Below are 24308 nucleotides of genomic sequence, written 5' to 3'. Positions count from 1 at the left end.
AAACGTTCATGTTAAAAGAATTCAAAGAATTTATTTCACGCGGCAGTGTCGTGGACTTAGCTGTTGGGGTTATTGTTGGTGGTGCTTTTAATAAAATTGTCAGTGCCTTGACTAAATATATTTTAAATCCCTTTATTGGATTGTTTCTAGGAAAAATTGACTTATCGTCAATCAAGTTTGGCATGTTTCGCGTAGGTGACTTTTTAAATGCAGTGATTGAGTTTTTGATTATTTCATTTGTCGTTTTCTTAATTGTCAAAGCACTTAATGCGTTAGAAAAGCCCCACAAACAAGTGCAAGCAGAACAAACTAGTGCTGAAGATTTGTCAGCCCAGTATCTCCAAGAAATTCGCGATCTTTTGCAAAAACAACAAAATCATTCTTAATAATAAACACTCAAAAAGCTAGAACATTGGTTATATTCTGGATTAATTCAGAAATAGCTATTGTCCTAGCTTTTTTTACATTACATGGTGTTAATATTAAAATCTCTGTTATCAGTAACTACCGCTGGCTTTAAATTTGTTGATTAAGTCTTCTTGAATGGAATCGGGAATTGGATAAACATGGTCGTATTTGTGGAGGTAACCTAGTTTATAGTGGTGATTGTAATATTTTTTAATCCCTTTAACGTGCTTGCGTTCACCAATCACCGGTTGTTGAACCTGCCACGTATTTTTGTTTTTTACTATTTCGTAATTACTAGCATTTGCTAATCTCCTAGCCAAACCTTTAGACGTTCCAGGCCTAAAATTTTCATCTGAACGATCGTACATTTTAGTAATCTGCTCAGTCGATAATTTCTGTTGCCAATCTGTTGGTAATTTATTATATAATGCTGGATTTATTCCAATAGATTCTGGTATTATCGGCCAACTATTAAGTCTTTTTAATGGAACATTTTCATTTTCATCTTCTCCAGTAACATAATAATCTTTAACAAATAATTCAACTTTCCCTTTTGATACTTTATAATTTCCTGAAAAGAATTGAATATCTAGTCCGTCGGATCCACCTTCTTGAGGAGTTCGAACTTTAAAGGCATTATTGTGTACTAAGACAAAAGTTTGGTTAGATTTTAATTTTAAAAAATATTCACCGTCACCTTCTCTGGGAAAGTACTCAAATTCACTAGAGTTGAAAGAAAAAGATTTGCCAATCAAACCTTGGACTGTTTTAGCCCTAAATTTAGGTGTTAACACGGCACCTTCATCTTTACGCGCTTGTAATTTTTTAGTACTCATTTTTTGATACTTTGGCGCCATTTCTGAACGACTGGGCGGATTAGGATTACTACTGAGACCTAAAGTGAAAACACTTGTTATTAATATCATAAATAATAGACTAATTTTCAATAATTTTTTCATAACAATTATTTACCTTTACCTATACTATGATATTTAGAATAACTGATCACATCATGGTATTTATTCTCGCCTTTTCTTTGTGGGGTTTTATATAAATTGTCATCAGGTCTTTTATTTCCTAACATCTCATTGCGATTAGGCATATCTAAATTACCATATGAGTAATCGTAATTGTAATGTGAACTTTTCAAGTTAGGTAAGTTCATATCATTCTTATCGGCATAATTATACGAAGGTCCATTCACAAAACCAGCTAAGTCATTCAAATTCCATTCAGCTAAATTTCGTCCGCTTTTGTCAATAGTAGTTGCTGGATCAACTTTTAGCAATTGACCATTCTTGTTACTAATAATGAATTCAACATGAAAATTAGATAATAACTTATAATTGTGCATATAATTCAAATTATATCTATTATCATCTGGAATATAATACTTTTTATTATGTGCCCGCGCACTTTCACTAGCTACTTTGAACTGGCCAGTTTGACTCAGATCATCCAAATATTCACCTGGGGTCACGTGTAACTTTTTTGCTACTTGTTCAACATATTTTGCATTAGAATAAGAAATATAATAGCGCAGTTGGTGGATCTCCGTCGCTAAAGTTCCACTAGCAGTTGCTAAACCACCTTTCTTGCCTTTGGTAAACGGAAACGCTTTGCGAACGACTTTGGGCAACAAATCTTGAAGCAATTCGTTGGTAAAAGGATTTAAATTTGGAAAACCATGTTCTAATTTTAGATAACCATTTTCTACAGTCGCTCCTAGATACTTCATCATGATTGTCAAAGCTGAACTAGCAGCTTTTTGACTAACGCCTATTTCTGCATAAGGACGAAACAGCGCGTTAAACGCAGTTGAGCCAACTTGCCGTGCTTGTTTAAACAGCTGCTTTAATTGCTCTAATGCCTTTTTGCCCGTTACTTTATCAATTTGGTCATCTAAAAAATGCTCAAAGCTAGTTAAAGCCGCCGCATTCCAACCGTCATGTTCTAAAGCAGTTAGAAAAGCCGCAATTTGAAAATGCTCTTTGCCTTGACCTTTAATGCCTGCAGTGACCGCTAAATCTTTTTTAATATTAACGACATTATTACTTAAATTTCTCAGTGTTAATGGTAACGTCCGGTTATTGTAATTCAGCAATAAACGTTTGGTTCCTTGGACAAAGTGAATTGTTTCGCCTAGTGCCTCGTCAGCTTGATTATCAATTAGTTGACAATTAGCACCCGCTTCAATCGCCAGTCGATAAGCATCATTCAGCTCCGCAACCGTTTGGCGATTTAATTCCCGCGCTTTTTTTAATTGTTGTTCAATATCGTCTAAATTATCCGTATCAATTCGGGCATTGCTACTACTGTCAACATTTTATTTAAAGTCGTCAATCAAGCGCTGCATTCCTTGAGCTAATTGATCTAACTCAGAAATCAAGCTTTGGCTAGTTTGGTGATGCGCTTCTTCAACGTATTCGGACATTTGTTCTTGCGTGTGTCCGCTAAAGCCTTCTGTTTGTGGAACAGCTTGCATTTTGCGATCAGTATTTGCCAACAGATCCTTCAAAGCTTGCGTTTGCTTTTGTAAGTGATAATTATTGGCTTCCAGTTGATTCATATCTATTTTAACCATCATTTTCCCCATTTATTTTTTTAAGACGTAAACAAATTAACATAGGAATTAGATCCAAGTAAAGTTTTTTTAAAGCAACTTAACCAATAGCTTTCAATAAATCATAATGAAAAAAAGTGCTGATGAAATTAATCATCAACACTCAATCTTTTAAAACTATTAATATTATTCAAAGTCAAACATCCATATTTAAGTGAACTACATCAATACTAAAGTACTGAGCTTCTGGGATAAGTCGTTTGTCTAGTCTTTTAACACAAACTAGATAGTGACCACTTTCTCTTACCAAGGCCGCTTCTAAACTTAGGTGCTAACTTTAGAAGCAATTTATCACGTCCTGGAAATAACAGTTTTCCTTACTTACTTCATAAAACTAAATCGTCTTAGTGACGTTTAAACCGCGTTTTAAATAACGGACTAACTGGTGCATTATCATAAATCCGTTTAATTGCTTCACCCATTAACGGAGCAACTGAAATTTGCACCATTTTATCAATTTTCTTTTCTTCGGGTAATTGAATCGAGTCGGTAACAATCACTTGCTTGATTGGTGAAGCTTCTAAACGAGAAATTGCGGGACCTGATAAAACAGCGTGTGTACAAGAAGCATAAACTTCCTTAGCACCAGCATCCATTAATGATTGCGCTGCTAATGAGATCGTTCCGGCAGTGTCAATCATATCGTCGATAATAATGCACCGCTTGCCCTTCACATCACCGATAATGTTCATCACTTCAGAAACATTGGGACGGGGACGACGTTTATCAATAATCGCAATTGGTGCCTTTAAAAATTCAGCTAGTTTACGTGCGCGCACAACACCACCGTGATCGGGTGAAACTACCACTGCATCTTCATCTAAACCTTTTTCTAAGAAATAATCTGCCAATAAAGGAGCACCCATTAAATGGTCCACCGGAATATCAAAAAATCCTTGAATTTGCACCGCGTGTAAATCTAAAGCCAAAATCCGATCAGCACCAGCCGTCTGTAACATATTAGCTACTAGCTTGGACGTAATTGGTTCACGCGCCCGCGCCTTGCGGTCTTGACGGGCATAGCCGTAATAAGGAATGACCACATTAATCATCGCTGCTGAAGCCCGACGTAATGCATCAATCATAATCAACAATTCCATTAAATTATCATTGACTGGATCAGATGTTGATTGAATAATGAAAATTTCTGATCCTCGGATACTTTCTTCAATATTAATTTGAATTTCACCATCACTAAAGCGTTTAACAGAAGATTTACCTAACGGTACCCCAACTTCTTGGGCAATCTTTTCTGCCAAAGGCTTATTTGAGTTTAAAGCAAAAATTTTCATCGGACTATTAGCTCTTAATGTAGACATTTTTATCTCAACTTTCCATTATTTAAATTCAATTATTTTTAATTAATTCCAGTTTGGATCATCAGCAATTGGCAAGTGCAGCCAATAATCAGCCTTATTAACTTGCCGAGCACGCCCTAAAGCTAGATCATGACGAGCTACATCTTTAGTAATGGTGGAACCCGCTGCAACAAAAGCATGATCAGCAATCTTTAATGGCGCTACCAGATTGGAATTACTGCCAATAAAAGCACAATCGCCCACTTCTGTTGACCATTTTTTGACGCCATCATAGTTAACAAAAACGACTCCACAACCAATATTAACATCATGACCAACTGTGGCATCACCCAAGTAACTCAAATGTCCCATTTTAGAACGAGCACCTAAGGTCGCTTTTTTTACTTCACAAAAGTTACCCACATGAGCTTGTGGTCCAATATGAGCCTGTGGCCGTAAATGCGAATTAGGCCCAATATCACTTTGATCCTCCATCACCGCTTCTTGTAAAGTTGAACTCGTGATGGTGACTCCTTGACCAACTGTTGAATCGACAATTCTCGAACCACTGGTAATGTAACAATCTTGACCAATTTGGGTTTTTCCTTTAATGACAACACCACCTTCGATAGTCGTGTCTGCTCCAATCTGAACATCAATATCAATTGTTGTTTGATCTGGAGCAGTTAACGTCACGCCTTGTTCCATCCAAGATTGATTAATGCGTGCTTGCATGATTTTGGTTGCTTGAGCCAAAGCTGTTCGGTCATTCACGCCTAAAGATTCTGTAAAGTCAGCCATCTGATAAGCTAACACTTTTTGTTGATTAGCCTGCATCAAACCAATTACATCTGGTAAATAATATTCACTTTGAACATTGTCATTTTTAACTTGATGCAAATAATGAAATAGCTGTTGATTATCAAAACAATAAACACCAGTATTAATTTCTTGCACTTGTTGCTCAATTGGTGTCGCATCTTTTTGTTCCACAATTCGTAAAACTTGATCATTACTATCACGAATAATTCGGCCATAACCAAATGGTTCTGAAGTTTGGGCAGTTAAAACCGTTACCCCAGCCTGATTTTGTTCATGGTAAGCAAACAATTTTTCTAAGGTATCTGCTGTAAATAACGGTGTATCACCACTAATCACTAACGTGGTTCCCTGTTTTTGACCTAATAAAGCTTCCGCTTGTAAAACAGCATGCGCAGTTCCTAATTGTTCCTGTTGTAAGGCATAAGCTGTTCTCGTTTGTAAAAGTTCTTGAACTTGATTAGAACCAAAACCAACAACTGTTACAATTTGGCTCGGTTGAGTTCGTTCAACTTGCGTTAAAACATGATCGACCATTGCCCGACCACAGACCGGATGCAAAACTTTGTAAAGCTTTGACTTCATGCGTGTACCTTTGCCTGCGGCCAAAATAACTGTGAAACGTTCAGCCATTGAAATTCCTTCACTTCGTTTAAAATTTATTAATTATTACTGATATAATCATACATGAATGTCTAATAGCACTCAATCTTTTGTTTCAAAGGGACTAAAGTCAGTTCGCTGGAGATAATTGCCTAAAGAAATATCTACCATTTGTGTTTGTGCAGTTAAAGGTTTAATTGCAAATAAAGAAGTGGCTGTACTAGCGCTGCCGTCGGTTTGATCTTGAACTTCCACCAAAACGGTCGCTCCAATTAATTGACCCTCAAACTCTTGAACCAAATTGCGCATGCCCAAGACTGTGCCACCGCCCTTCATAAAGTCATCAACTGCTAAAACTTTAGAACCTAACGCCAAGCTACGTTTTGAGAGTTCCATTTTTTCTACATAATTTGAAGAACCGGAAGTGTAATTTACACTTAAAGTCGGTCCTTCAGTAATTTTAGATTCACGGCGAACAATGACAAAGGGAACATTCAGATATTCGGCTACACTTTGTGCAATCGGAATTCCTTTCGTCGCCATTGTCATCACCACATCAATTTCTTGTTTGGCATATTGGGTAGCAATTAATTGACCGATTTGATTGAGAATAGTTGGATTACCCAACAAGTCTGACAAGTATAAATAACCACCGGGTAAAATTCGTTGTGGATCGGCTAACTGTAACCGCAGATTATCTAAATATTCTTGCGCTAATGAACGACTAATCCCTGGCGTGAAAATCACACCACCACTAGCACCCGCAACTGTTTCTACTAAACCAATATTACTTTTTAAAAAAGTTTGCTTAATAATGGAAACATCTTCACTAATAGAAGATTTAGCTGAATGATATCTTTGAGCAAAAAAAGTTAACGGAACTAATTGATATGGTCGTTGCTTCAAATAATTTGTAATATCAATTAAACGTTCGCTTCGTCGTATTTTCATAAAAATTACCTGCTTTAATTCTATTTAATACATATTATACCGAGAAACCGAACATTTTTAAATAAACCACTTCGGAGTTCCAGAAAAAGGTCAAAATATGATCATTAGCTTTAACGTCACAGCCACAAAAAAAGATTGTCTAATAGACAATCTTAATTAATCGAAAGATAATTCAATTGACTTAGTCAATAAATCAGCATAACTATATGAAACACGTTCAAACGAATTTTCCGCTGGATCTAAATCAACTACAAAAACAGAGTGGAATGTTTCAGCTAACTTACCGTGACGGCGAGTAACTTTCTTACGTCCAACTTGAGCAACAACAGTAATTCCTTCACCCAAGTGACTATCCAATTTACGTTTAATAGAAGCAAATGTCATTGGCAATAAACTCAACCCCTTTAACATAAATACTACCATTAAACAATCTAAAATTCAATTTTTAACAAAAAACAGCAAAATTAAGCAAATTGTTGTTTAACTTGCCGTGCTAATTGGTTTAACTGACTAATTGTTAATTGCTCCGCACGCACTTGATGTTGCCAACCTAAATCATTAAAAACCACTTCTAATTTTTGTTTATTCAAGGCTGATTTACCAACAAATGATAATAAATTATTCCACAAATTTTTACGTTTTTGCTTAAAGACTGCTTTAACAACTTGCTCAAAATAAGCTTCATCTGCAATTTGATAATCTGGACGCTTTACTAAATCAAAGCTGACGACGGCTGAATCAACTTGTGGTTGGGGCACAAAGGCACTGCGCGGCACAATTTGGTCAATTGTCACCTGGGCTTTAGTTTGCACACTCACACTCAATGCCCCATATTCACGATGACCAGGAGTTGCGGTAATTCGTTGCGCAACTTCTTTTTGCATCATCAAAACTAACCGCTGCAACGTCACTGGTTCCTGTAATAATTTCCATAAAATCGGGGTCGTAATATAATATGGCAAGTTGGCAACCACCTTGACTACTTGCTTGGTTAAATGTTGTTCTTTAAAAAAACGTGCCAAATCAACTTTCAAAAAATCTGCTGCAATAATCGTTAAGTTTTGATAATCAGCTAAATTTTCCCGTAATAATTCAATTAAATCATTATCTAATTCAAAAGCATAAACTTGTTTGGCAACCTTTGCCAATTGTTGAGTCAAAGCCCCAATTCCGGGACCAATCTCTAGCACTATATCTGTGGGTTTTATCTGCGCACTAGTGACAATTTGGTCAATAACTGCGGGTTCCTGTAAGAAATTTTGGCCCAGACTTTTCTTAGCATGAATCTGATACTTAGCTAAAATTGCTTGTGTCCGCAAAGGATCTGCAATATCGTATTTTTCAACTACCATTTTATTTTCCTTGAAATTTTTGAACTGCTTGAATTAACTGCTCTTTGGTGATATTTAGCATTGCCAAGCGCCGTAAAAATTGTTTGGCATTAGCATAACCAATATGCAATTCATCACCCACTAATTCGCGCAAATGCCGCGATTCACTAGCCCCAATCAAACGTAAATCAACTAGGTCTTGTTTGGTAATTGTATTGGGTGCTAATTGATCTGTTGTAAAAACCGACTCTAAAGCATTCCTAATGACTTGAGCATTCGCATGTTCTAATCCCAAACTACCATGCCGATTACTAGGAACACTGTCTTGTCGACGTAAAAAAGCTTGCTTCACACCGGGAACCTGCTCCACAATTTTTCGCCGAATTCGTTCGCCATTAAAATCTGGATCAGTAATTACAATAACTCCTCGCTTAGCTTGGGCTTGTTGAATTAGTTTGATTGTTTGGTCATTAATTGCTGAACCATTAGTTTCAATAGTATCAATTTCTCGACCAAAGACTTGCTGTAAACGAGCTGTATCGTCGCGACCTTCCACGACAATGACTTCTTTAATTTTTTCCATCTAAACCATAAACCTCATGCGCATTCTGATAAGTCTGTTGCGCTATTTCTTGAACACTTTCTAAGCGACATTTAGCCACCGCTTCCACCACAAAGCGACTAAAAGCTGGTTGATTCATTTCACCACGATGTGGTTCTGGCGTCAAATAAGGAGCATCTGTTTCCACCAATAAACGTTTTATAGGTGTGTGTGTAGCTGCTGCTCTAACTTCTGGCGCATTTTTAAAAGACACGACACCACTATAAGAAATATAGCAGCCTAACTCTAAAAACTTATCCAACCATGATAAACTACCATTAAAACTGTGCATAATGACACCCGACTGAGGCCAATGCTGCTTTAATAGCTGGTAAGTATCAGCCATCGCATCACGAGTATGAATACTGATTGGTAAAGCCAATTGTTGCGCCAATTGTAATTGGCGCACAAAAACTGCTTGTTGAACCTGTGGTGTGGGATTTTGCGACCAGTGGTAGTCAAGGCCAATTTCACCAATAGCAATCGCTTGAGGATCTTGTAATTGTTGGCACAACTTTAGCTCCGCTTGCTTATCAAAGCTCGCACTATCTTCAGGATGCCAACCAAGCACTGCAAACAATTGCGGATAAGTTTGCGCCAACTGCAATGCACGTTCATTGAGTTTGGTATTAGAACCAACAATCGCCATTTCCACAACATCTAAATCTTGCGCCTGTTGTAAAAAAGTGGGCGTCTGTTCCCAAAAGGGATCATCATTTAAATGGGTATGTGAATCAAATATTTTCAAAATCTAACCTCTGTCTTCAACTATAAAACGATATCTCATCCAAAAGTTTATATTAATCCTTCTCAAAAACCACCGTTACAATTAAATTTTATTCAACACCGGAACCATTAACCAAATTGTCAGGGACAGTAACTAATTGGACTTGACCATCATGTTCAGCCGACAATAACATTCCTTGGCTAACTTCGCCCCGCATTTTACGTGGTTTTAAATTCGTAATTGCCAAAACTTTGCGGTGTACTAATACTTGTGGATCTGGATAAAATTCCGCAATTCCAGAGATAATTTGCCGTTCTTGACCACTACCATCATCTAATTTGAATTGTAATAGCCGATCAGCACCCTTAACTTTTTGCACAGTTAAAATTTCAACCACTTGGACTTTAATTTTATTAAAATCATCAATTTTAATTTCTGCTTTATTCTGTGCTTGTTTTTGCTTGGCAGCGGCGGACTTCGTCACCTTTAAAGTACCATTAGTTTGGGCTTTTTGTTGTTCTTGACGCATTTTATCCTTAATGTAGGCAACTTCTTCATCATAATCAAGTCGTGGAAAAATTGGTGTTGGTTTAATAACGACTTGACTCTGTGGTAAATGTCCAAATTCAACATTTTGCCCGTCTTGTTTGTCAAAACCCAATTGGGCAAAAATCTTTTGTGGTGCGTGGGTCATCACCGGGCTAATTAAAATAGCAATAATCCGTAATGCTTCAGCTAAATGAGCCATCACGTTATCTAATTGTGCTTTTTGGGCTGGATCCTTAGCTAAAACCCACGGTTGTGTTTGATCAATATACTTATTCGTGCGCGCGATCAACGTCCACGTAATATCTAAAGCCGTTGAAAATTCAAATTTGTCCATGGCTTGATTATAGTTAGCAATCGTTTGAGCCGCTACTTGTTCTAAATCTTGATCAAGCTCAGTTTGACCTACAACTAAGGCCGGAATTTGACCAGCGCAATACTTATTAATCATCGAAACTGTCCGATTTAACAAATTACCTAAATCGTTAGCTAAATCATAATTAATCCGTTGCACAAAATCTTCTGGCGTAAAGACACCATCACTCCCAAACGGAATGGCGCGCATCAAATAATAGCGTAAGGCGTCTAAACCATAGCGTTCAACTAACATTTCCGGATAAACGACATTGCCCCGTGATTTGGACATTTTGCCATCTTTCATTAATAACCAGCCATGACCAAACACCTGATCCGGCAGTGGTAAGCCTAAAGCCATCAAAATAATTGGCCAATAAATGGTATGGAAACGCACAATTTCTTTACCAACAAAATGAACATTGGCGGGCCAATAGCGTTCAAATAACTCTTGGTCGGAACTACCGTAACCTAAAGCTGTAATATAGTTTAACAAAGCGTCAATCCAAACATAAACCACATGTTTGGGATCACTAGGAATCGGCACACCCCAATTAAAACTAGTTCGAGACATTGCCAAATCTTCCAACCCTGGCTTAATGAAATTGTTAATCATTTCATTCTTCCGGCTTTCCGGTTGGATAAAATCAGGATGATCTTCATAATATTGTAATAAACGATCCGCATATTTACTCATCTTAAAAAAGTAAGACGGCTCTTTAACTAACTTAACTTCGTGACCACTAGGAGCTTTACCACCAATAACTTGACCATTATCATCACGATAAACTTCAGCCAATTGAGATTCCGTAAAGTATTCTTCGTCATCAACAGAATACCAACCAATATATTCACCTAGATAAACATCGCCGCTATCAATTAATTTTTGCACAATTTGTTGGACTGCTGCTACATGTTGCGGATCGGTAGTCCGAATAAATTTGTCATTGGAAATTTCCAACAATTTCCATAATTTTTGAATGCCCACCGCCATCTCATCAACATAAGCTTGGGGTTGCATTTTTTTAGCTTGGGCTTTTTGTTCAATTTTCAACCCATGCTCGTCTGTTCCAGTCAAAAAGAAAACATCAAAACCTCGGGAACGTTTATAACGTGCCAGCGTATCTGCCGCAACGGTTGTATAAGAATTACCAATTGTTAACTTACCTGATGGATAATAAATGGGTGTTGTGATATAAAATGTTGGTTTTTTTACCATTATGTGCCTCGTTTCTACGTTATCGTTATTATAGTATCGAATTTTCTGTGAATAGTTGTTTTTATTATAACCTATTAAATTAGTTCAATTAAACTAACTTTGCAAAAACATCTTGAGCATCAGCTGTAATCATGACACCATGTTGACCCACAGTAATTGGTGTTTTATTGACAGCTACTAATTGAGCTTGCGGCTGACGATACTGAATCAAACCGGCAAACGGATAGACTTGAAAACTAGTTCCCACTACAATAATCACATCTGCTTGTTGAATCGCTAAAACTGCTTGTTCTACCGCTGTTTGACTGATTGGTTCACCATACAAAACAATATCTGGACGAATCACACCACCACAATTTTGATGATGATAATCATTTAAGTAGTCTGGCCAAGCCACTTTTTGACCACATTTAAGACAAGTCGTTTGATATAAACTACCATGAAATTGGACCAGTTCATGATTATCAGCCTTTAAATCCAAGTCATCAATATTTTGGGTGACAACTTTGCCTTTTTGATTAGCAATTTGCGCCATTTTTTGATGGATAATATTCGGTTTAGCTTGAGGAAAATATAAACTTTGCTTGACAAATTCCCAAAATTCTTGCGGATGATCCATGAGATAATCATAACTTAATAATTCTTCTGGCCGTTTCTTACCAGCGTATAAGCCATTTTTAGAACGATAATCCGGAATGCCCGAAGCCGTTGAAACCCCGGCTCCTGTCAAAAAAGTTACATACTGTGCTTGATCAATAATTGCCTGTAAATCACTCATATAATTACTTCCATTTAAATAATATTATTTTTGAACACCGACTATTTAATTTATAATAATTCGGACACCTAAAACGTTCATTCATAAGATGGAGACATCATATTCTATAAATAATTTAGCCGAACATTAAATTAATCCATTATTATATTCCAAAAGTCAACATTTTATCCCCGCCTCTATTCTGAACTAAAAGCCTATCAGTGCGCAAAAATTTTCAATCAAACGATTTTTATCGAATACGATATTCAAGACCATGTGACGTTAAAAATTCTTCAACTGGCTGACGATAAAACTGAAGATATTCTTCTGGCTCTAAATTAACATTCAAATCCAAGATTCCACAACACTGAAAATCTTGCTGACCCATCAATAAAAATGCTGGCCACTTTGTTATTGAATCGACTAATTCAGAGTGCTTAATTTGAAATACTTGCCCAACACTGAGGCGTAATTGCCGTTCACTTAAAATTGGTTCAAAAGAAACAAAATCTTCAAATGGTAATGGTAAATCATAACCTAAATCCCAAAAAATGTCGGAAAATGTTTGTAAAATTATAATTTTATTACGTCTTAAAGCTGTCTTTGTGATTTTAAATTTATACTGGGCAGTATCTAAAAGCTGTTGAGCATAACGATTAGCTTGAGGTAATTTTTGTTGCCACATTTTCAAATCATCATCTAAGCCTAAGATACCAGCATTAACTAACGTAAAAATTTGATTAAAAATGTCATCATAATTTTCCAACACAAATTTTAATCCAGTTAACAAATCATTTTTTACTGCTGTCGTAATTTCACCAGCTAACTTTTGTTGTTGCGTAATAGCAATATGGTCGATAAAATCCGTTAACACTGCTGTAGTTTCTCGCATAAACTTATCAATTTGTGAATCTTGTGTCGTAACTGGAAAAGTTATATGGGAAGCAAATTCCTCCTCCAATAAAACATGACGTAACTCATGAGCCAAAGTGAAATTCAAATCGCTAGATGTCGCTAAATTAATTTCTAAATGCCCCTGAGTATTAAAATAATTCACTGATTGGTCAAAGGCTAACCAATCTTCTTTACGATTTGATTCTAAGTGTAAGTCAATAGCTAAGCCTGTTTGTTGCTGAACTTGTTGATATAAATCTTGTACGTGCTGATCGAATTCAGTAATTTTCATCGTATCTCTTCCATCTTAATTTAATTTAGTTGCATTCTGCTTCACAATTGCTAAAATTTAAGCAAGAACCATCTGACTCAAATTATTATTAATTATAACATTGGTTCTAAAGGAAGTCTTAATCATGAAAATTAGTGTGCCTTTAACTCAAGGATTATTGCCAAAACAGTATGGCAAATTTGCGCCACTGGAAGAATTACTGAATGGTAAAATGCCGATTAAATCTTTTCCCATTGAAATTCAAAATGTTCCTGAACATACCCAATCGTTTGCGCTAACCTTTTTAGATCCTGATTCGATCCCTGTCTGCGGTTTTGAATGGATCCATTGGAGTGTAGCTAATTTAGAACCTACTATTACCAAGATTCCTGAAGACGTCAGCCAAAATCCCAGTATTCCAATGATTCAAGGTAAAAATTCGACTGCTGGTTCTTTGTTAGGCGAAACTGATCCGCAAATTACTCAAACTTATCACGGCCCAACCCCACCGAGTGGGACTCATCAATATGAATTGCGTGTTTATGCCCTGGATAAAATGCTTAATTTATCAAATGGTTTTTGGTTAAACGAATTACTTCATGCAATGGACGGGCATATTTTAGAACATCAAAAATTAATTTTACCTTATCGCGGCTAAAATCTAAGCTGTGAATAAAAGCGAATAACAACTGAGTATAACCTAGAATAATTATTTAAGTTGGTTTATAACTTGAATGATTATTCGTAGTTAGACGCAAGTTGTTGCTTTTGTGAATGCAATCAAATCTAAGTTGTGAACAAAATGCATCGCAACTGATTATGACCTAAATAGTGTTAATCTTATCCGTTAACCTTTAATCATATGTATCCATGAAAACAAGATCGATCACTTTAAGATTGATCTTGCTTTTTTTGTTGCCGTAAGAAATCTACCAAAATTCCATCCCGTAAAGCATAAGAACAAAAATTAACTTGTTGAATTTGAAACAAATCAATGATTGTTTTCAGTGGCATTAATCCTACTGGCATAAAAGGCGCCCGGGCAAATTCCATATTAGCTAACGCCGAATTAGCAGCAATATTGTTATGTTGAATCTGTTTAATCCAACGTAAAATTGTCGTTGCTGAATGCCATTTATTAGCTGCTAATTGCATAACCTCAAATAAAGCCCGATGAACGCCACCAATTACTACTAGTTGGTGCAACTGATGGGTTTGACATTGCTGTAAACAAGGTATTAATAAATCGTTTAATTGTTGCTGTTGTTGAATACTCAAACAATTAGGTTGCCCTAATCGATCATATAATTTAACAGCACCATAAGGCCAACTATGTGCTTGAACTAGTTGACGATCCAGTACCGTTCCAAATTCAAAACTCCCACCACCTGTATCCAAAAACAAAAAATTAGGTTGCAAAATTGCTTTTTGAATGGCTAATGAGTCAAAGTATGCTTCTTGATAACCACTTAAAACCTGAATTTGAATCTGCGCCTGCTCTTGAACAGCTTTTAAAAATGCAGTTTGGTTTTTAGCCTGCCGAATCGCTTCAGTAGCCGTTGCAATGACTTGCGTAATTTGCGCATGATTTAAAATTTGCCGAAAATGCTTTAGTGTAGCTACGCCCGCAGCAAAATTATCATCATTAATGCAGCCATCAACTGTCATTTCTTTAGCTAACTGGACAAACTCACGATAACGTTGAATTTCTTTGGAAACCCGGTAATGTTCAATTTCATAAATGGCCATGCGAATAGAATTAGATCCAATATCAATCAAAGCTAATTTCAAAATAAGATCCCCCTCAATAACTTCATGATTGAACTGTAAGTTTCACTAAGCAAATCTGCAAAAAGAGCCGTTTAATAAACCTCAAGTTAATTTTTATCAACAAACGTTTAGAATAGCTCTAATTTACAATCCGAACTTTTTTAACTATTGTTTCAATATTCATTAATAATATTAGAATACACAATTTCGACCATAATTTCGACCATTAAAATTATTTTATTAAAAAAGTAACCTCCCACTAAAATCCAAGATTACTTTAATCACTTTTATTGTGTATTAGCTTGACCTGTATTATAGTTAATGGCCACGCCAGACTGCGTATTAAAAGTCCAAATATTAAGCTTTAATGCTTTCAGGTCTTTAATGGATTGTGCCTGTACTTGAACACCACGCGGAACTAGTTCATTGCCAACATATTCTGGAATAGCTTTATAGAAAACAACTTCATCTTGATGAGCTCGTAAAAAGTCACGAACTTTAGTTTCCGCATAGGCCATGCCCCCAGGATCATTACTATTATTAGTCCCGACGTTCTGAGCTCTTGTTCCCAGAACAATGTTGTCACTATTCATCGAACCCCCTAACGACCACGCCAAAAGATGGCTTTTATTATAAATGTAACCCCGATAACCAGATAATTGGACAATGCGATTATTAGAATGCGTACCCGACCATTGATGTAGTTGACTATCAAACTGTCCATCAGAATATTCACCAGAAATTTTGGCATTAGTACTAAATGAAGGTCGTTTCATAACTTGAGAAGAATGCTTAACCACATCTTTATAACGAACAAAACTGCTGACTTCACGGGTTCTGCCCAACGAATCAAAGCCACGGTAATTAGTCTCTTGTTGATCATCACCTTGTTGTAAATATTGACCACGTTGTTGCTGCATTCTAGTAATTTGTTGCTTAGTATTGACAGAAAAATTAGGTTGATTATTTAATAATACGGCATAATTTTGGGGATATTTTTGAATATCAAATTTGAGATTAACCAAATTATCATGATTAACGACTTTAATATCCTGAACTGATCCAGGGGCATTCGTCGGTGTTTTCCCTTTACCAAAAATCACAAAGGCAACAATGATAATAACGATTAACCAAAAACTCAAGTTAGAACTTTTACTTTTTTTTCGCATAATTTATCCTTTAAAAAATTGTTTCTTAACGTTTATTAAGCATACCATGATTCATAATTAAACTACGAATTTTTTTGCTAAAAAATCCTCCGAAACCAATTAAAAAATTAATTTTGGAGGATTTATCAATAAATTAGCTCAATTGCTAACTTGATTTAATTAAAAGCTGGCTGATGAAAAATCAATCAAAATTCTTCATCTTGATCATTGTGTTCCAATTGATAAAGGTAAATGCCCTTTTGGGCACTTTTAATTATGGAATCAATCAATTGTTCTCTTGCCAACTGATCACGATAAATAAACAGTTGCAGTAACATCGGAATATTCACTCCAGTAATAATTTCTAGTTGCTGATAACGATCTTTTAAAGAAACTAACGTATTAAACGGAGTCCCGCCCTTTAAATCAGTTAAACAAATGATGGGGCCTTTCAAGGTTTTTATTTTTTGTTCCAATTTTTGTTTTAAATCAGTCAAAGATTGGCCAATTGTAAATGATACAGTTGCGCATTGCTTTTGTTGACCACAAATCATTTCTGTTGATTTAACCAATTCTTTAGCTGAATCACCATGCGTACAGACAATAACTGAAAGCAATTTTTTCTCCTTTACTAATTAATAATCCAAAGCCCGATAGTAACGGCGAATGTCCATTGGATGGCGATTCAAATGTTCAATATGCGCATCAATCCGATTATTAATAGCCCGAAAGACAAATGGTGATAAATTACCACGGTACTGCTTAGAAAAGCCGGGCAAATCATAATCTTTAGCATCAATAATTGTATAATTACCACAAATTTCTGGCAAAAACTTTGCTACGCGTTGGCTTAACGCCCTTTGCGTATCTTCACCAACATAAACGGTCACTGGTGTATCACGATCAATAATTTCAAATGCACCATGGAAGAATTCCGCCGCTTCAATAGCACGTGTCCGTAACCAATGTTGTTCTTCCCAATAACACATGGCATAAGAATAAGTGGCGCCCCACTGATTACCTGCTGCCACAAAATAATGGATTGCATCTTCATGATGTTTTTGTGCGAATTTTTCTGCAAAAACATCTGCCGTTTCTTCAATATTAGCAATATCTTGAGCAAAGTGCGCATCCATTTCTTGATAAAATTCATCATAATCGGGAAATTCACCTGCTAAATACATTAGCCGATCAGCAACCATAAAGAACTTTAATTGTTCATCAGTTGGATAAGAAATACAGTAAGTGACCATTGATGAAAGATCAGCTTTTTGATTATCAATAAATCCTAAGATCTTAGTACCAGCGTCACTCATTTTTTGTACAGCTTGAACCACTTCGGCTGTATTACCTGAAACTGATGATGTAACAACTAACGTTTTTGATGTAATCCGTTTATTTCCTGTAACTAAATATTCACCCGCATTTTGATAGAAAGTTTCTAAAGCTGACTTTTCTTTCATATGAATAACTGCCTGCATTGAAGACGCATAAGTGCCGCCAATTCCCAACCAGCAAATATTGTCATAACCATCAGCATTTATTTGATCAACAATTTCATTAATTTGTGAACGTAATTTTAAAGCTCCTTGCATATTATCAATTAAGGCTTGTTTGTTAAATTTTCTCATTTTTTCTCTCCTGACTTTCTATTAATTTCAAGCTACCAACAAAAAAGATGAGCTAGTGCACGTTAATCAGAATAATTATTGAAGTTTATTTTTACTTGGAATGATTATTCATAGATAGCTAAAAAGCACACCTTTTGTCACAGTTTAAAAAGCTTTTTAAACACCTAAAATTCCAAAAACAGTTAATAAAACGCCAATAATTGTGGCACCCAATAGTTGCCATAAAACATTAACTTTCTTTTTGTTCAAAATCCAAAAAGCATACAAGACAATTAAAGACAATAATCCCGGTAAAATCTCATTCAAAATACTCTGCAAAGAAGTCGCTGTTTTACCAGTACCAAATTTCAGAACTGTTTTAACAACCACCATACTTTGCGTCATAGCACCAATGACCATCACACCTAAAATTCCTGCTGCTTCTTTAAACTTATCCATTAAACCGGATTTTTGAATTTTATCTAAATAACCAGCACCCAAGTTATAGCCGGCTTTAACACCATAAAAACGAACTAAATAAGCTGGAATATTATATATTAATAAAAACAAAATCGGACCCAAAAGATTGCCTTTTAAGGCGATTGAAGAAGCCAAACCAATTGCCAAAACCCGTAATGTTCCTAAGAAAAGCGAGTCCCCAATTCCAGATAATGGACCCATTAAAGCTGTTTTTATCGCGCTAATCGAAGAAACATCAAATTGATCAGCGGTTGCATTCTTTTCTTCCATGGAAGCCACCACCCCACCAATAAACGGTACGATCTGGGGTGTACAATTAAAAAACTCCATTTGTCGTTCTAATGATGCTGTATATTCCTTAGAGTCAGCGTGGTAAAGTTTTTTCATCAAAGGGGTCATCATGTAGGCAAATCCTAAATGCATTTGTCGTTCATAATTCCACCCAAATTCCACTGTTAAAGAACGCCACATAATTTGGCGCAAATCTTTATTAGTTAACTGACCATTCTTAGAAGTCATCGTCATCACTTAAATCCTCCTGATTAAAATCACTAGCGGAAACATGGTTAGTTGAAGTGGAACGCATTTTAATCACCACAATGATCAAACCAAACAACGCTACGCCAACAACGGGAATTTTTAAATATGATGCTAATAAAAAGCCTAAGAAAAAGTACGGCAAGATATTTTTGTTGAGAATCATTTCTAATAAAATTGCAAACCCCATAGCAGGCAACATATTAGCTGCAACCTGTAAGCCATCAATCACATTTTGGGGAATAACTTTTAGTAAAGCATTCATTCCTGAACTACCAACGTAATAACCTAAGAAACAAAGAACTCCTCTTCTGGTACATTCAATGAGGCCAATTCCCCACATGGCGGCCGTTATTCCTCCAGCTTGACCCTTTTTAGCATACCGATCACCAATATGGGCTATAGCCGGAAAAAAAACACTAGTTAAATTACCGACAGCTAAAGAAAGCATCGCAATCGGCATTGCAATGGCAATTGCAGCTCCCACACCTTTTCCTAACGAAATAGCAAAAGCAGTTCCTAAAACACCACCCACAATCACATCAGGTGGTAAATATGCGCCCACCGAAATGGCTCCCATAAAAACTAATTCTAATGAAGCACCGATAATAATTCCTTGGGTTAAATTCCCCATTGCTAAACCGACTAATGGTCCCATGATAATGGGCCGATTTAAGAGATTTGATCCGATCACAAAATCTAACGGGCCAATAAAGCCAATTAAACCAATTAGCAGTGCTGTCAAAATATTACTCATCAAACTCATCTCCATTTATTTTAAAAACGGTTTCAAATATTTGAGTGCTGACTGTTCAATTTCTTTTGGTTCTAAAAAGTATTTTTCCTGAGCAAATTCAAAGGTGAAGTCACCGTGGTATTGATATTTATTGAAAATTACTAAATCAGCACCAGGATTTCTTTGACCTTCTCCCCAACGTAAGTGACCAGTGGGACAGCCATCTACAAAATGACAATGAATTATTTTCTGACCAAAAGTCTGAAAGTATTGAGCAATAGTTTCGTAATGACGTGCCATTGCACCCAAGTCTAAATTAATATAAACGTTGGAATTATCCACATCAGCTAAATATCTTTCTAAGTCAATAATTGAATTTACTAAATGTGATTCATCTGGTTGTAACGCTTCAATAACCAACTTAATTTTTTTCTTTTGTGCGTAATCAGCTAACAGCTTTAAAACCATTACTGATCTCTGCCACGCTTCTTGTGGGTCTTCATCATAAAATTCCCAACCTGGATTTAAAGACACTAGTCCAACATTTAAATCTACTGCCGCATTAATCACGTTTTTAAAATATTGAATGGCTTCTTTTTGTCGACTAATGGGGACTGCCAAATTATACGGATTCGGATTACCTTGCTGTGGCGTTAAACAGATAATTTTTAAGTTGCGTTTTTGCACAGCCACTTTTAAAGGTTGGGGATCCTGATATCCTTGACTGCTAATCCAGAAGTGCTGTGGTCCGGTCCATAATTCAAACTTTTGCAGGCCATTTTGTGCAATTGCATCTAAAAAATAGTCCATTGAGTAATTACGATAGTAATAATTCATCGCCGCTAAACGATTACTTTTAATTTGATTATCCATTTTCTATTTAATGTCCTTATAACTAAGCACTTTATCGTTAGGCACTTGGCGAATTTCTAAATTAATTCCTTGCGCAGACAAAGTATCCAAAAGTTCACGATCTTTGGATGAAACATAGATAGCTTTACTAATTTGCGTGGTATTGTCTAATGGCTTAGTTCCACCTAAGTTAATGTGGCGGATAGCCGGATACGCAGTAGCTAAATCATAAGCATCTTTGACTGATTCAACGACAATAAATAATTTATATTTGTCAGTCACACCACTTTTTAGTGCCTTAATTGAATCAGCAATATTCTTAATCACTAGCTTAACCCCTTGCGGCTTAGCTAATTTCATTGTCGTCTTTCTAATTTCATTTTTAGGAACATCATCGTTAGCAATTAAAATACAGTCAACGCCTAAATCCTGAGTCCAAGAAAAAGCTACTTGCCCGTGCAGTAAACGGTGATCAATTCTTAATAACTTAATCATAACTAACCTCCTTATCAATCTTTAAATTTAATGAACATTCACTCTTATTAAAGCAACTTCCGTGCCAAACTACTGTCAAAGATTTCCAAATGCTTGGTAAAAATAATAATTAATGACCACAATAAAAGGCTAAAACGGCGTGGGCAATGAATCCATATTGTAAAAATATGTTATTCACCGCACTGCTATTTTAGCCTTTAGCTATTAAATCATTAGTTTAGTACAACTTTTTTTGACAGTAATCATAATTTTTGACAGTTGATACCAACTAACCATTAAGACTGTCAAAATGATCGAGTATCAATTTTTTCATCGTCAAGGTCATTTTTTTCAGAATTAAGGATTAATTCATAAACATACTTAATTTCATTCAAAGGAATCCGAATATTATAAATAGTCTCCAAGCTTGTCAATGACTTTTGGATATTTTGTAATGCTTGTTGATTTTGTTGCGTTAGTTTAAAACTAATAGGCGCTGTCTCTAAACTTTGATTACGGATAATTCTTTCAATCATACAACTAAGATGAACGTACAAAGTCATTTTGGTTTGGTTAGATAAGTTCATGTGCAACAGTAATTTAATTTTTTCCAAAACAACGTCAATATTTTTCATAACTGATTTAGTATCCAAAATCGTCAAGGAGTTAATTACTCGTTCAATGGTAAAATTACGTAATATTTGTTGATCAAAAGTCTGTAATTCAGAATCTGTTAACAGTCTCCCAAAAATTTTGCGCAGTAAGGATAATTTAGAACCATTGATTAATTGATCCAAAGAGATAAATGGCACATTTTGATAATGCAGATTTAAAGTTCCAATCAGCGCCAAAATATTATATTGTTGTTTGAGTGATTGCTCTTGCTTATCTAAATGTAAAAAATCATAATCGTAAGCCTTGACAATCAAACGAGTCTGCTTAGGCAAACTGGCAATCAACATCTTTTTTATTTTGCTAGACGTCCCGACTCCGGTAGTACAACAAACAATGATGATATTTTGTTTAACAGTTTGGGGATAAATCAAACGATAATCATTATTAATTGTTAGACGCATCCGCTTGACAATATTTTCAATAGTAGTTCCTTCCTTGACACAACTAGCAATAAATAGCGCTAATTGTGTCGAAACATTATTAAATATCGCCAACGGAAAATTAAGATCTTGGTGAATTAATTCTGGTATTTTTTCTAATGAACCCATATCTACCATTAAAATCAAACCATTAGTAACATGCCGAACATGAATATAGTTCGAAATTTTACGGGCAATGGCTTCAGGTTGAATATCAATTGGCATATCAAATGCATCTAATAACGGCATCCCCGCAATCTCATTTACTGTATCAGCAATACTACTAGCAGTGGAGTAACCATGCGCTAATAACACGCAATATAGTGTTTGGTTCGGTTGGCCTAATTGTAGATTGGCCAAATAAAGCACTAAGAATAAATTATCAATTTCGTCAACATGTAGACTAAGGTCATTGCGTACCACATCCATAATGGTTTGAACTAATTGTTCACTAGTTTTTTGGGTCTGCATTTGGGAAATAATTGTTTGAATACTTTTAATTTGACCATTAGTCAACTGCCAGTAATTTTCCTGACGATAATAAAAATAATGTGCCAACGTTATGATGACATTTCCGTTAAAATTATTACTGAGATTATCTTGTAAATAACCAATCTTTTTATTTAAAACCGTTTTTATCAAGTCCAGTGGTAAAGCACCATAATCTAAAGAAACTGGTTGAAAAATCAAATAATCACATAAAGCGTTCACTTGTTCAACTGCCTTATTTAAAAAAAGAGACCATGAGTTAGTTTCACGAGACAAAGTCAATATTTTACTGAAAGTTCGTTTTAGGTAATTGCAGTTTTGATGTTCATCAAAAAAATTGCTTAAATCACTTTCTGGTTTGATTATTAGAGCTTTCTGTGAATAATTATCAGCTTGTTCAATTAATGAAACGCCCTCGCACAAAATCCACTGTGGTAAATCGACTAATTTAATGTGAATATCAGTATCTTGTTGTCGTTGTAAAGCATTAGCGACAGATAATAGCACCGCATTTTTTAATTGACCAACATTATTAGGATATGTCATATTAGTCAGTGTAAAAAAAACTTGGTGATCTAATTGAATTGAACGCTCAATTTTTTGAGCATGTGTAATATAAAAGTGAATAATTAAAGCTTGAATTTCATTGGTCGTCCGCTGACTAAGCAGTGGCATTTCAACTTGAACCGGAATGCGGCGGATAAAGGTTGCTAAAAAACTACTAGCTAAATCTTCAGTTGTTGCAAAAACTAATCGTAAATTAACTTTCTTCAACGTACCAGCTGCCCCCACCGGTGAAAAAACGCCTTGATCTAAATAGGAAAATAATTTTTCCTGCCCTTTTGCATCTAAGCGATGAACTTCATCTAAAAACAACATACCGTTGTTGGCATCATCAAATAAGCCCCGATGATCTTCATTAGCACCTGTGAAAGCACCCTTCGTATAACCAAATAAAGTACTGGCCAAAAGTTCTGGATTGTCAGCATACTCAGCACAATTAAAACTAATAAAGCGACTATTAGTAGAGATATAACCTTGAGCGACACAATATTCATAAAATTTCCGGGCTAAATAACTTTTCCCAGTTCCAGTTTGACCAGTCAATAAAACGGGCAAACCATCAGGATAAGAAGCCGCTGCTTTTAATTTATTAATTTGACTAGAAAGTGACTCGTTATAACCGATCACTTCACTAAATGTATCCAATTGTAATACTTTGTTGTTAAAGTCTGCCAAACTAGCATATTCACAATTAACAGTATGTTGACTCTTTTTCATAGCCCAATCGCGATCAATAAAAACCACTGGTCGAGTATTAATCTTAATAATTTTTTCTTCTGTTACTAATTCATTTAAGTAATGGCTAACAGTATTTCGTTTAACGCCTAACTTTTGCGCAATTGCTGTCGTGGAACGAAAAAACTGCGGGCTATGATTCATGGATTTAATTTCTAATAAGATTCTTTCTTTGAGCTTCATTCAAACGCACCTTACCCAATTATTAAACTGCAAACAAAAGTGATTATGGCCTAGGATGATAATTAAACGCGAATTATAATTCTTGAAACGTAATTTTTTTAAACTAACATATCTGCATCAGGCTCTGGTTAAATTGTACCATTAATGATAGCGCTATCTAATAATTACTCAAAATACTTGCTGACAATCAAGCTTGACGCCTAACCATTTAATATGTAAAAAAGACAATCTTAG

At 35.7% G+C, this 24308-nt stretch carries 24 protein-coding genes; 2 read left to right on the top strand and 22 right to left on the bottom strand.

The window, feature by feature from the left end; genetic code table 11:
* The first annotated feature begins 8 nt into the window (after positions 1–8).
* Positions 9–386: a large conductance mechanosensitive channel protein MscL gene (gene mscL, locus AC3B7A_RS05950; RefSeq protein ID WP_489755220.1), complete on the top strand. Its 378-nt coding sequence runs from the start codon at positions 9–11 to the stop codon at positions 384–386.
* Positions 387–497: 111 nt separating this feature from the next.
* Here mscL and AC3B7A_RS05945 read toward each other — a convergent pair whose 3' ends face one another.
* From AC3B7A_RS05945 to AC3B7A_RS05885, 13 genes are all read right to left on the bottom strand, one after another.
* A complete protein-coding gene (locus tag AC3B7A_RS05945; RefSeq protein WP_489755219.1) occupies positions 498–1334 on the bottom strand; it encodes a hypothetical protein in 837 nt (278 codons plus the stop codon).
* Between the two features lie 38 nt (positions 1335–1372).
* Positions 1373–2512 carry a DUF3114 domain-containing protein gene (locus AC3B7A_RS05940; protein ID WP_489755218.1) on the bottom strand — a complete coding sequence of 380 codons (1140 nt, stop codon included), beginning with the start codon at positions 2510–2512 and terminating at the stop codon, positions 1373–1375.
* Positions 2513–2734: 222 nt separating this feature from the next.
* Positions 2735–2992: a hypothetical protein gene (locus AC3B7A_RS05935; RefSeq protein WP_489755217.1), complete on the bottom strand. Its 258-nt coding sequence runs from the start codon at positions 2990–2992 to the stop codon at positions 2735–2737.
* A gap of 383 nt (positions 2993–3375) precedes the next feature.
* Positions 3376–4350: a ribose-phosphate diphosphokinase gene (locus AC3B7A_RS05930; RefSeq protein ID WP_489755216.1), complete on the bottom strand. Its 975-nt coding sequence runs from the start codon at positions 4348–4350 to the stop codon at positions 3376–3378.
* Positions 4351–4392: 42 nt separating this feature from the next.
* Entirely contained in the window at positions 4393–5781 is a 1389-nt protein-coding gene (gene glmU, locus AC3B7A_RS05925) for a bifunctional UDP-N-acetylglucosamine diphosphorylase/glucosamine-1-phosphate N-acetyltransferase GlmU (RefSeq protein ID WP_489755215.1), read from the bottom strand.
* A 72-nt stretch (positions 5782–5853) separates the two neighbouring features.
* A complete protein-coding gene (purR, locus tag AC3B7A_RS05920) occupies positions 5854–6702 on the bottom strand; it encodes a pur operon repressor (protein WP_489755214.1) in 849 nt (282 codons plus the stop codon).
* 156 nt (positions 6703–6858) lie between these two features.
* Complete coding sequence (locus tag AC3B7A_RS05915; RefSeq protein ID WP_489755213.1) at positions 6859–7092, bottom strand: Veg family protein; 234 nt, start codon at positions 7090–7092, stop codon at positions 6859–6861.
* A gap of 74 nt (positions 7093–7166) precedes the next feature.
* Complete coding sequence (gene rsmA / locus AC3B7A_RS05910) at positions 7167–8054, bottom strand: 16S rRNA (adenine(1518)-N(6)/adenine(1519)-N(6))-dimethyltransferase RsmA (RefSeq protein ID WP_489755212.1); 888 nt, start codon at positions 8052–8054, stop codon at positions 7167–7169.
* Between the two features lies 1 nt (position 8055).
* Positions 8056–8616, bottom strand: a complete 561-nt coding sequence (gene rnmV, locus AC3B7A_RS05905) for a ribonuclease M5 (RefSeq protein WP_489755211.1) — start codon at positions 8614–8616, stop codon at positions 8056–8058.
* Positions 8603–9382, bottom strand: a complete 780-nt coding sequence (locus AC3B7A_RS05900) for a TatD family hydrolase (RefSeq protein WP_489755210.1) — start codon at positions 9380–9382, stop codon at positions 8603–8605. The genes rnmV and AC3B7A_RS05900 overlap by 14 nt, the downstream gene beginning before the upstream one ends.
* 88 nt (positions 9383–9470) lie before the next feature.
* On the bottom strand, positions 9471–11480 hold the full coding sequence (gene metG, locus AC3B7A_RS05895; protein ID WP_489755209.1) for a methionine--tRNA ligase: 2010 nt from the start codon (positions 11478–11480) through the stop codon (positions 9471–9473).
* 88 nt (positions 11481–11568) lie between these two features.
* On the bottom strand, positions 11569–12258 hold the full coding sequence (locus AC3B7A_RS05890) for an NAD-dependent protein deacylase (protein ID WP_489755208.1): 690 nt from the start codon (positions 12256–12258) through the stop codon (positions 11569–11571).
* A 229-nt stretch (positions 12259–12487) separates the two neighbouring features.
* Positions 12488–13423: a hypothetical protein gene (locus AC3B7A_RS05885; protein WP_489755207.1), complete on the bottom strand. Its 936-nt coding sequence runs from the start codon at positions 13421–13423 to the stop codon at positions 12488–12490.
* Between the two features lie 124 nt (positions 13424–13547).
* Here AC3B7A_RS05885 and AC3B7A_RS05880 point away from each other — a divergent pair, with 124 nt between their 5' ends.
* On the top strand, positions 13548–14060 hold the full coding sequence (locus tag AC3B7A_RS05880; protein WP_489755206.1) for a YbhB/YbcL family Raf kinase inhibitor-like protein: 513 nt from the start codon (positions 13548–13550) through the stop codon (positions 14058–14060).
* Between the two features lie 233 nt (positions 14061–14293).
* Here the strand turns inward: AC3B7A_RS05880 and AC3B7A_RS05875 are convergent, their stop codons facing one another.
* From AC3B7A_RS05875 to AC3B7A_RS05835, 9 genes are all read right to left on the bottom strand, one after another.
* Positions 14294–15193, bottom strand: a complete 900-nt coding sequence (locus tag AC3B7A_RS05875) for a Ppx/GppA phosphatase family protein (protein WP_489755205.1) — start codon at positions 15191–15193, stop codon at positions 14294–14296.
* A gap of 266 nt (positions 15194–15459) precedes the next feature.
* Positions 15460–16341, bottom strand: a complete 882-nt coding sequence (locus tag AC3B7A_RS05870; protein ID WP_489755204.1) for a DNA/RNA non-specific endonuclease — start codon at positions 16339–16341, stop codon at positions 15460–15462.
* Positions 16342–16526: 185 nt separating this feature from the next.
* Positions 16527–16937, bottom strand: coding sequence for a PTS sugar transporter subunit IIA (locus AC3B7A_RS05865; protein WP_489755203.1), 411 nt, complete (start codon positions 16935–16937; stop codon positions 16527–16529).
* 18 nt (positions 16938–16955) lie between these two features.
* Positions 16956–17951 (bottom strand): SIS domain-containing protein, encoded by a 996-nt coding sequence (locus AC3B7A_RS05860; RefSeq protein WP_489755202.1) that lies wholly within the window; start codon positions 17949–17951, stop codon positions 16956–16958.
* Between the two features lie 156 nt (positions 17952–18107).
* Positions 18108–18935, bottom strand: coding sequence for a PTS system mannose/fructose/sorbose family transporter subunit IID (locus tag AC3B7A_RS05855; RefSeq protein WP_489756555.1), 828 nt, complete (start codon positions 18933–18935; stop codon positions 18108–18110).
* On the bottom strand, positions 18919–19704 hold the full coding sequence (locus tag AC3B7A_RS05850; protein WP_489755201.1) for a PTS mannose/fructose/sorbose/N-acetylgalactosamine transporter subunit IIC: 786 nt from the start codon (positions 19702–19704) through the stop codon (positions 18919–18921). Before AC3B7A_RS05850 ends, AC3B7A_RS05855 begins: the two co-directional genes overlap by 17 nt.
* Positions 19705–19719: 15 nt before the next feature.
* Positions 19720–20556 carry a sugar phosphate isomerase/epimerase family protein gene (locus AC3B7A_RS05845; protein WP_489755200.1) on the bottom strand — a complete coding sequence of 279 codons (837 nt, stop codon included), beginning with the start codon at positions 20554–20556 and terminating at the stop codon, positions 19720–19722.
* A 3-nt stretch (positions 20557–20559) separates the two neighbouring features.
* Positions 20560–21030, bottom strand: a complete 471-nt coding sequence (locus AC3B7A_RS05840; RefSeq protein ID WP_489755199.1) for a PTS sugar transporter subunit IIB — start codon at positions 21028–21030, stop codon at positions 20560–20562.
* Positions 21031–21314: 284 nt separating this feature from the next.
* Positions 21315–24074 carry a sigma 54-interacting transcriptional regulator gene (locus AC3B7A_RS05835; protein WP_489755198.1) on the bottom strand — a complete coding sequence of 920 codons (2760 nt, stop codon included), beginning with the start codon at positions 24072–24074 and terminating at the stop codon, positions 21315–21317.
* Positions 24075–24308: the final 234 nt, after the last annotated feature.

It is taken from the genome of Bombilactobacillus sp. ESL1202, from assembly GCF_058107125.1.
This window is presented reverse-complemented; position numbering and strand designations above follow the sequence as displayed.

Coding starts and splice junctions, on each gene's coding strand:
- AC3B7A_RS05850 (WP_489755201.1), bottom strand. CDS start 19,704: ATGAGTAATATTTTGACAGCACTGCTAATTGGTTTAATTGGCTTTATT.
- AC3B7A_RS05930 (WP_489755216.1), bottom strand. CDS start 4,350: ATGTCTACATTAAGAGCTAATAGTCCGATGAAAATTTTTGCTTTAAAC.
- AC3B7A_RS05935 (WP_489755217.1), bottom strand. CDS start 2,992: ATGGTTAAAATAGATATGAATCAACTGGAAGCCAATAATTATCACTTA.
- AC3B7A_RS05945 (WP_489755219.1), bottom strand. CDS start 1,334: ATGATATTAATAACAAGTGTTTTCACTTTAGGTCTCAGTAGTAATCCT.
- AC3B7A_RS05860 (WP_489755202.1), bottom strand. CDS start 17,951: ATGAGAAAATTTAACAAACAAGCCTTAATTGATAATATGCAAGGAGCT.
- glmU (WP_489755215.1), bottom strand. CDS start 5,781: ATGGCTGAACGTTTCACAGTTATTTTGGCCGCAGGCAAAGGTACACGC.
- AC3B7A_RS05855 (WP_489756555.1), bottom strand. CDS start 18,935: ATGACGATGACTTCTAAGAATGGTCAGTTAACTAATAAAGATTTGCGC.
- AC3B7A_RS05845 (WP_489755200.1), bottom strand. CDS start 20,556: ATGGATAATCAAATTAAAAGTAATCGTTTAGCGGCGATGAATTATTAC.
- rnmV (WP_489755211.1), bottom strand. CDS start 8,616: ATGGAAAAAATTAAAGAAGTCATTGTCGTGGAAGGTCGCGACGATACA.
- purR (WP_489755214.1), bottom strand. CDS start 6,702: ATGAAAATACGACGAAGCGAACGTTTAATTGATATTACAAATTATTTG.
- AC3B7A_RS05840 (WP_489755199.1), bottom strand. CDS start 21,030: ATGATTAAGTTATTAAGAATTGATCACCGTTTACTGCACGGGCAAGTA.
- rsmA (WP_489755212.1), bottom strand. CDS start 8,054: ATGGTAGTTGAAAAATACGATATTGCAGATCCTTTGCGGACACAAGCA.
- mscL (WP_489755220.1), top strand. CDS start 9: ATGTTAAAAGAATTCAAAGAATTTATTTCACGCGGCAGTGTCGTGGAC.
- metG (WP_489755209.1), bottom strand. CDS start 11,480: ATGGTAAAAAAACCAACATTTTATATCACAACACCCATTTATTATCCA.
- AC3B7A_RS05835 (WP_489755198.1), bottom strand. CDS start 24,074: ATGAAGCTCAAAGAAAGAATCTTATTAGAAATTAAATCCATGAATCAT.
- AC3B7A_RS05880 (WP_489755206.1), top strand. CDS start 13,548: ATGAAAATTAGTGTGCCTTTAACTCAAGGATTATTGCCAAAACAGTAT.
- AC3B7A_RS05885 (WP_489755207.1), bottom strand. CDS start 13,423: ATGAAAATTACTGAATTCGATCAGCACGTACAAGATTTATATCAACAA.
- AC3B7A_RS05870 (WP_489755204.1), bottom strand. CDS start 16,341: ATGCGAAAAAAAAGTAAAAGTTCTAACTTGAGTTTTTGGTTAATCGTT.
- AC3B7A_RS05890 (WP_489755208.1), bottom strand. CDS start 12,258: ATGAGTGATTTACAGGCAATTATTGATCAAGCACAGTATGTAACTTTT.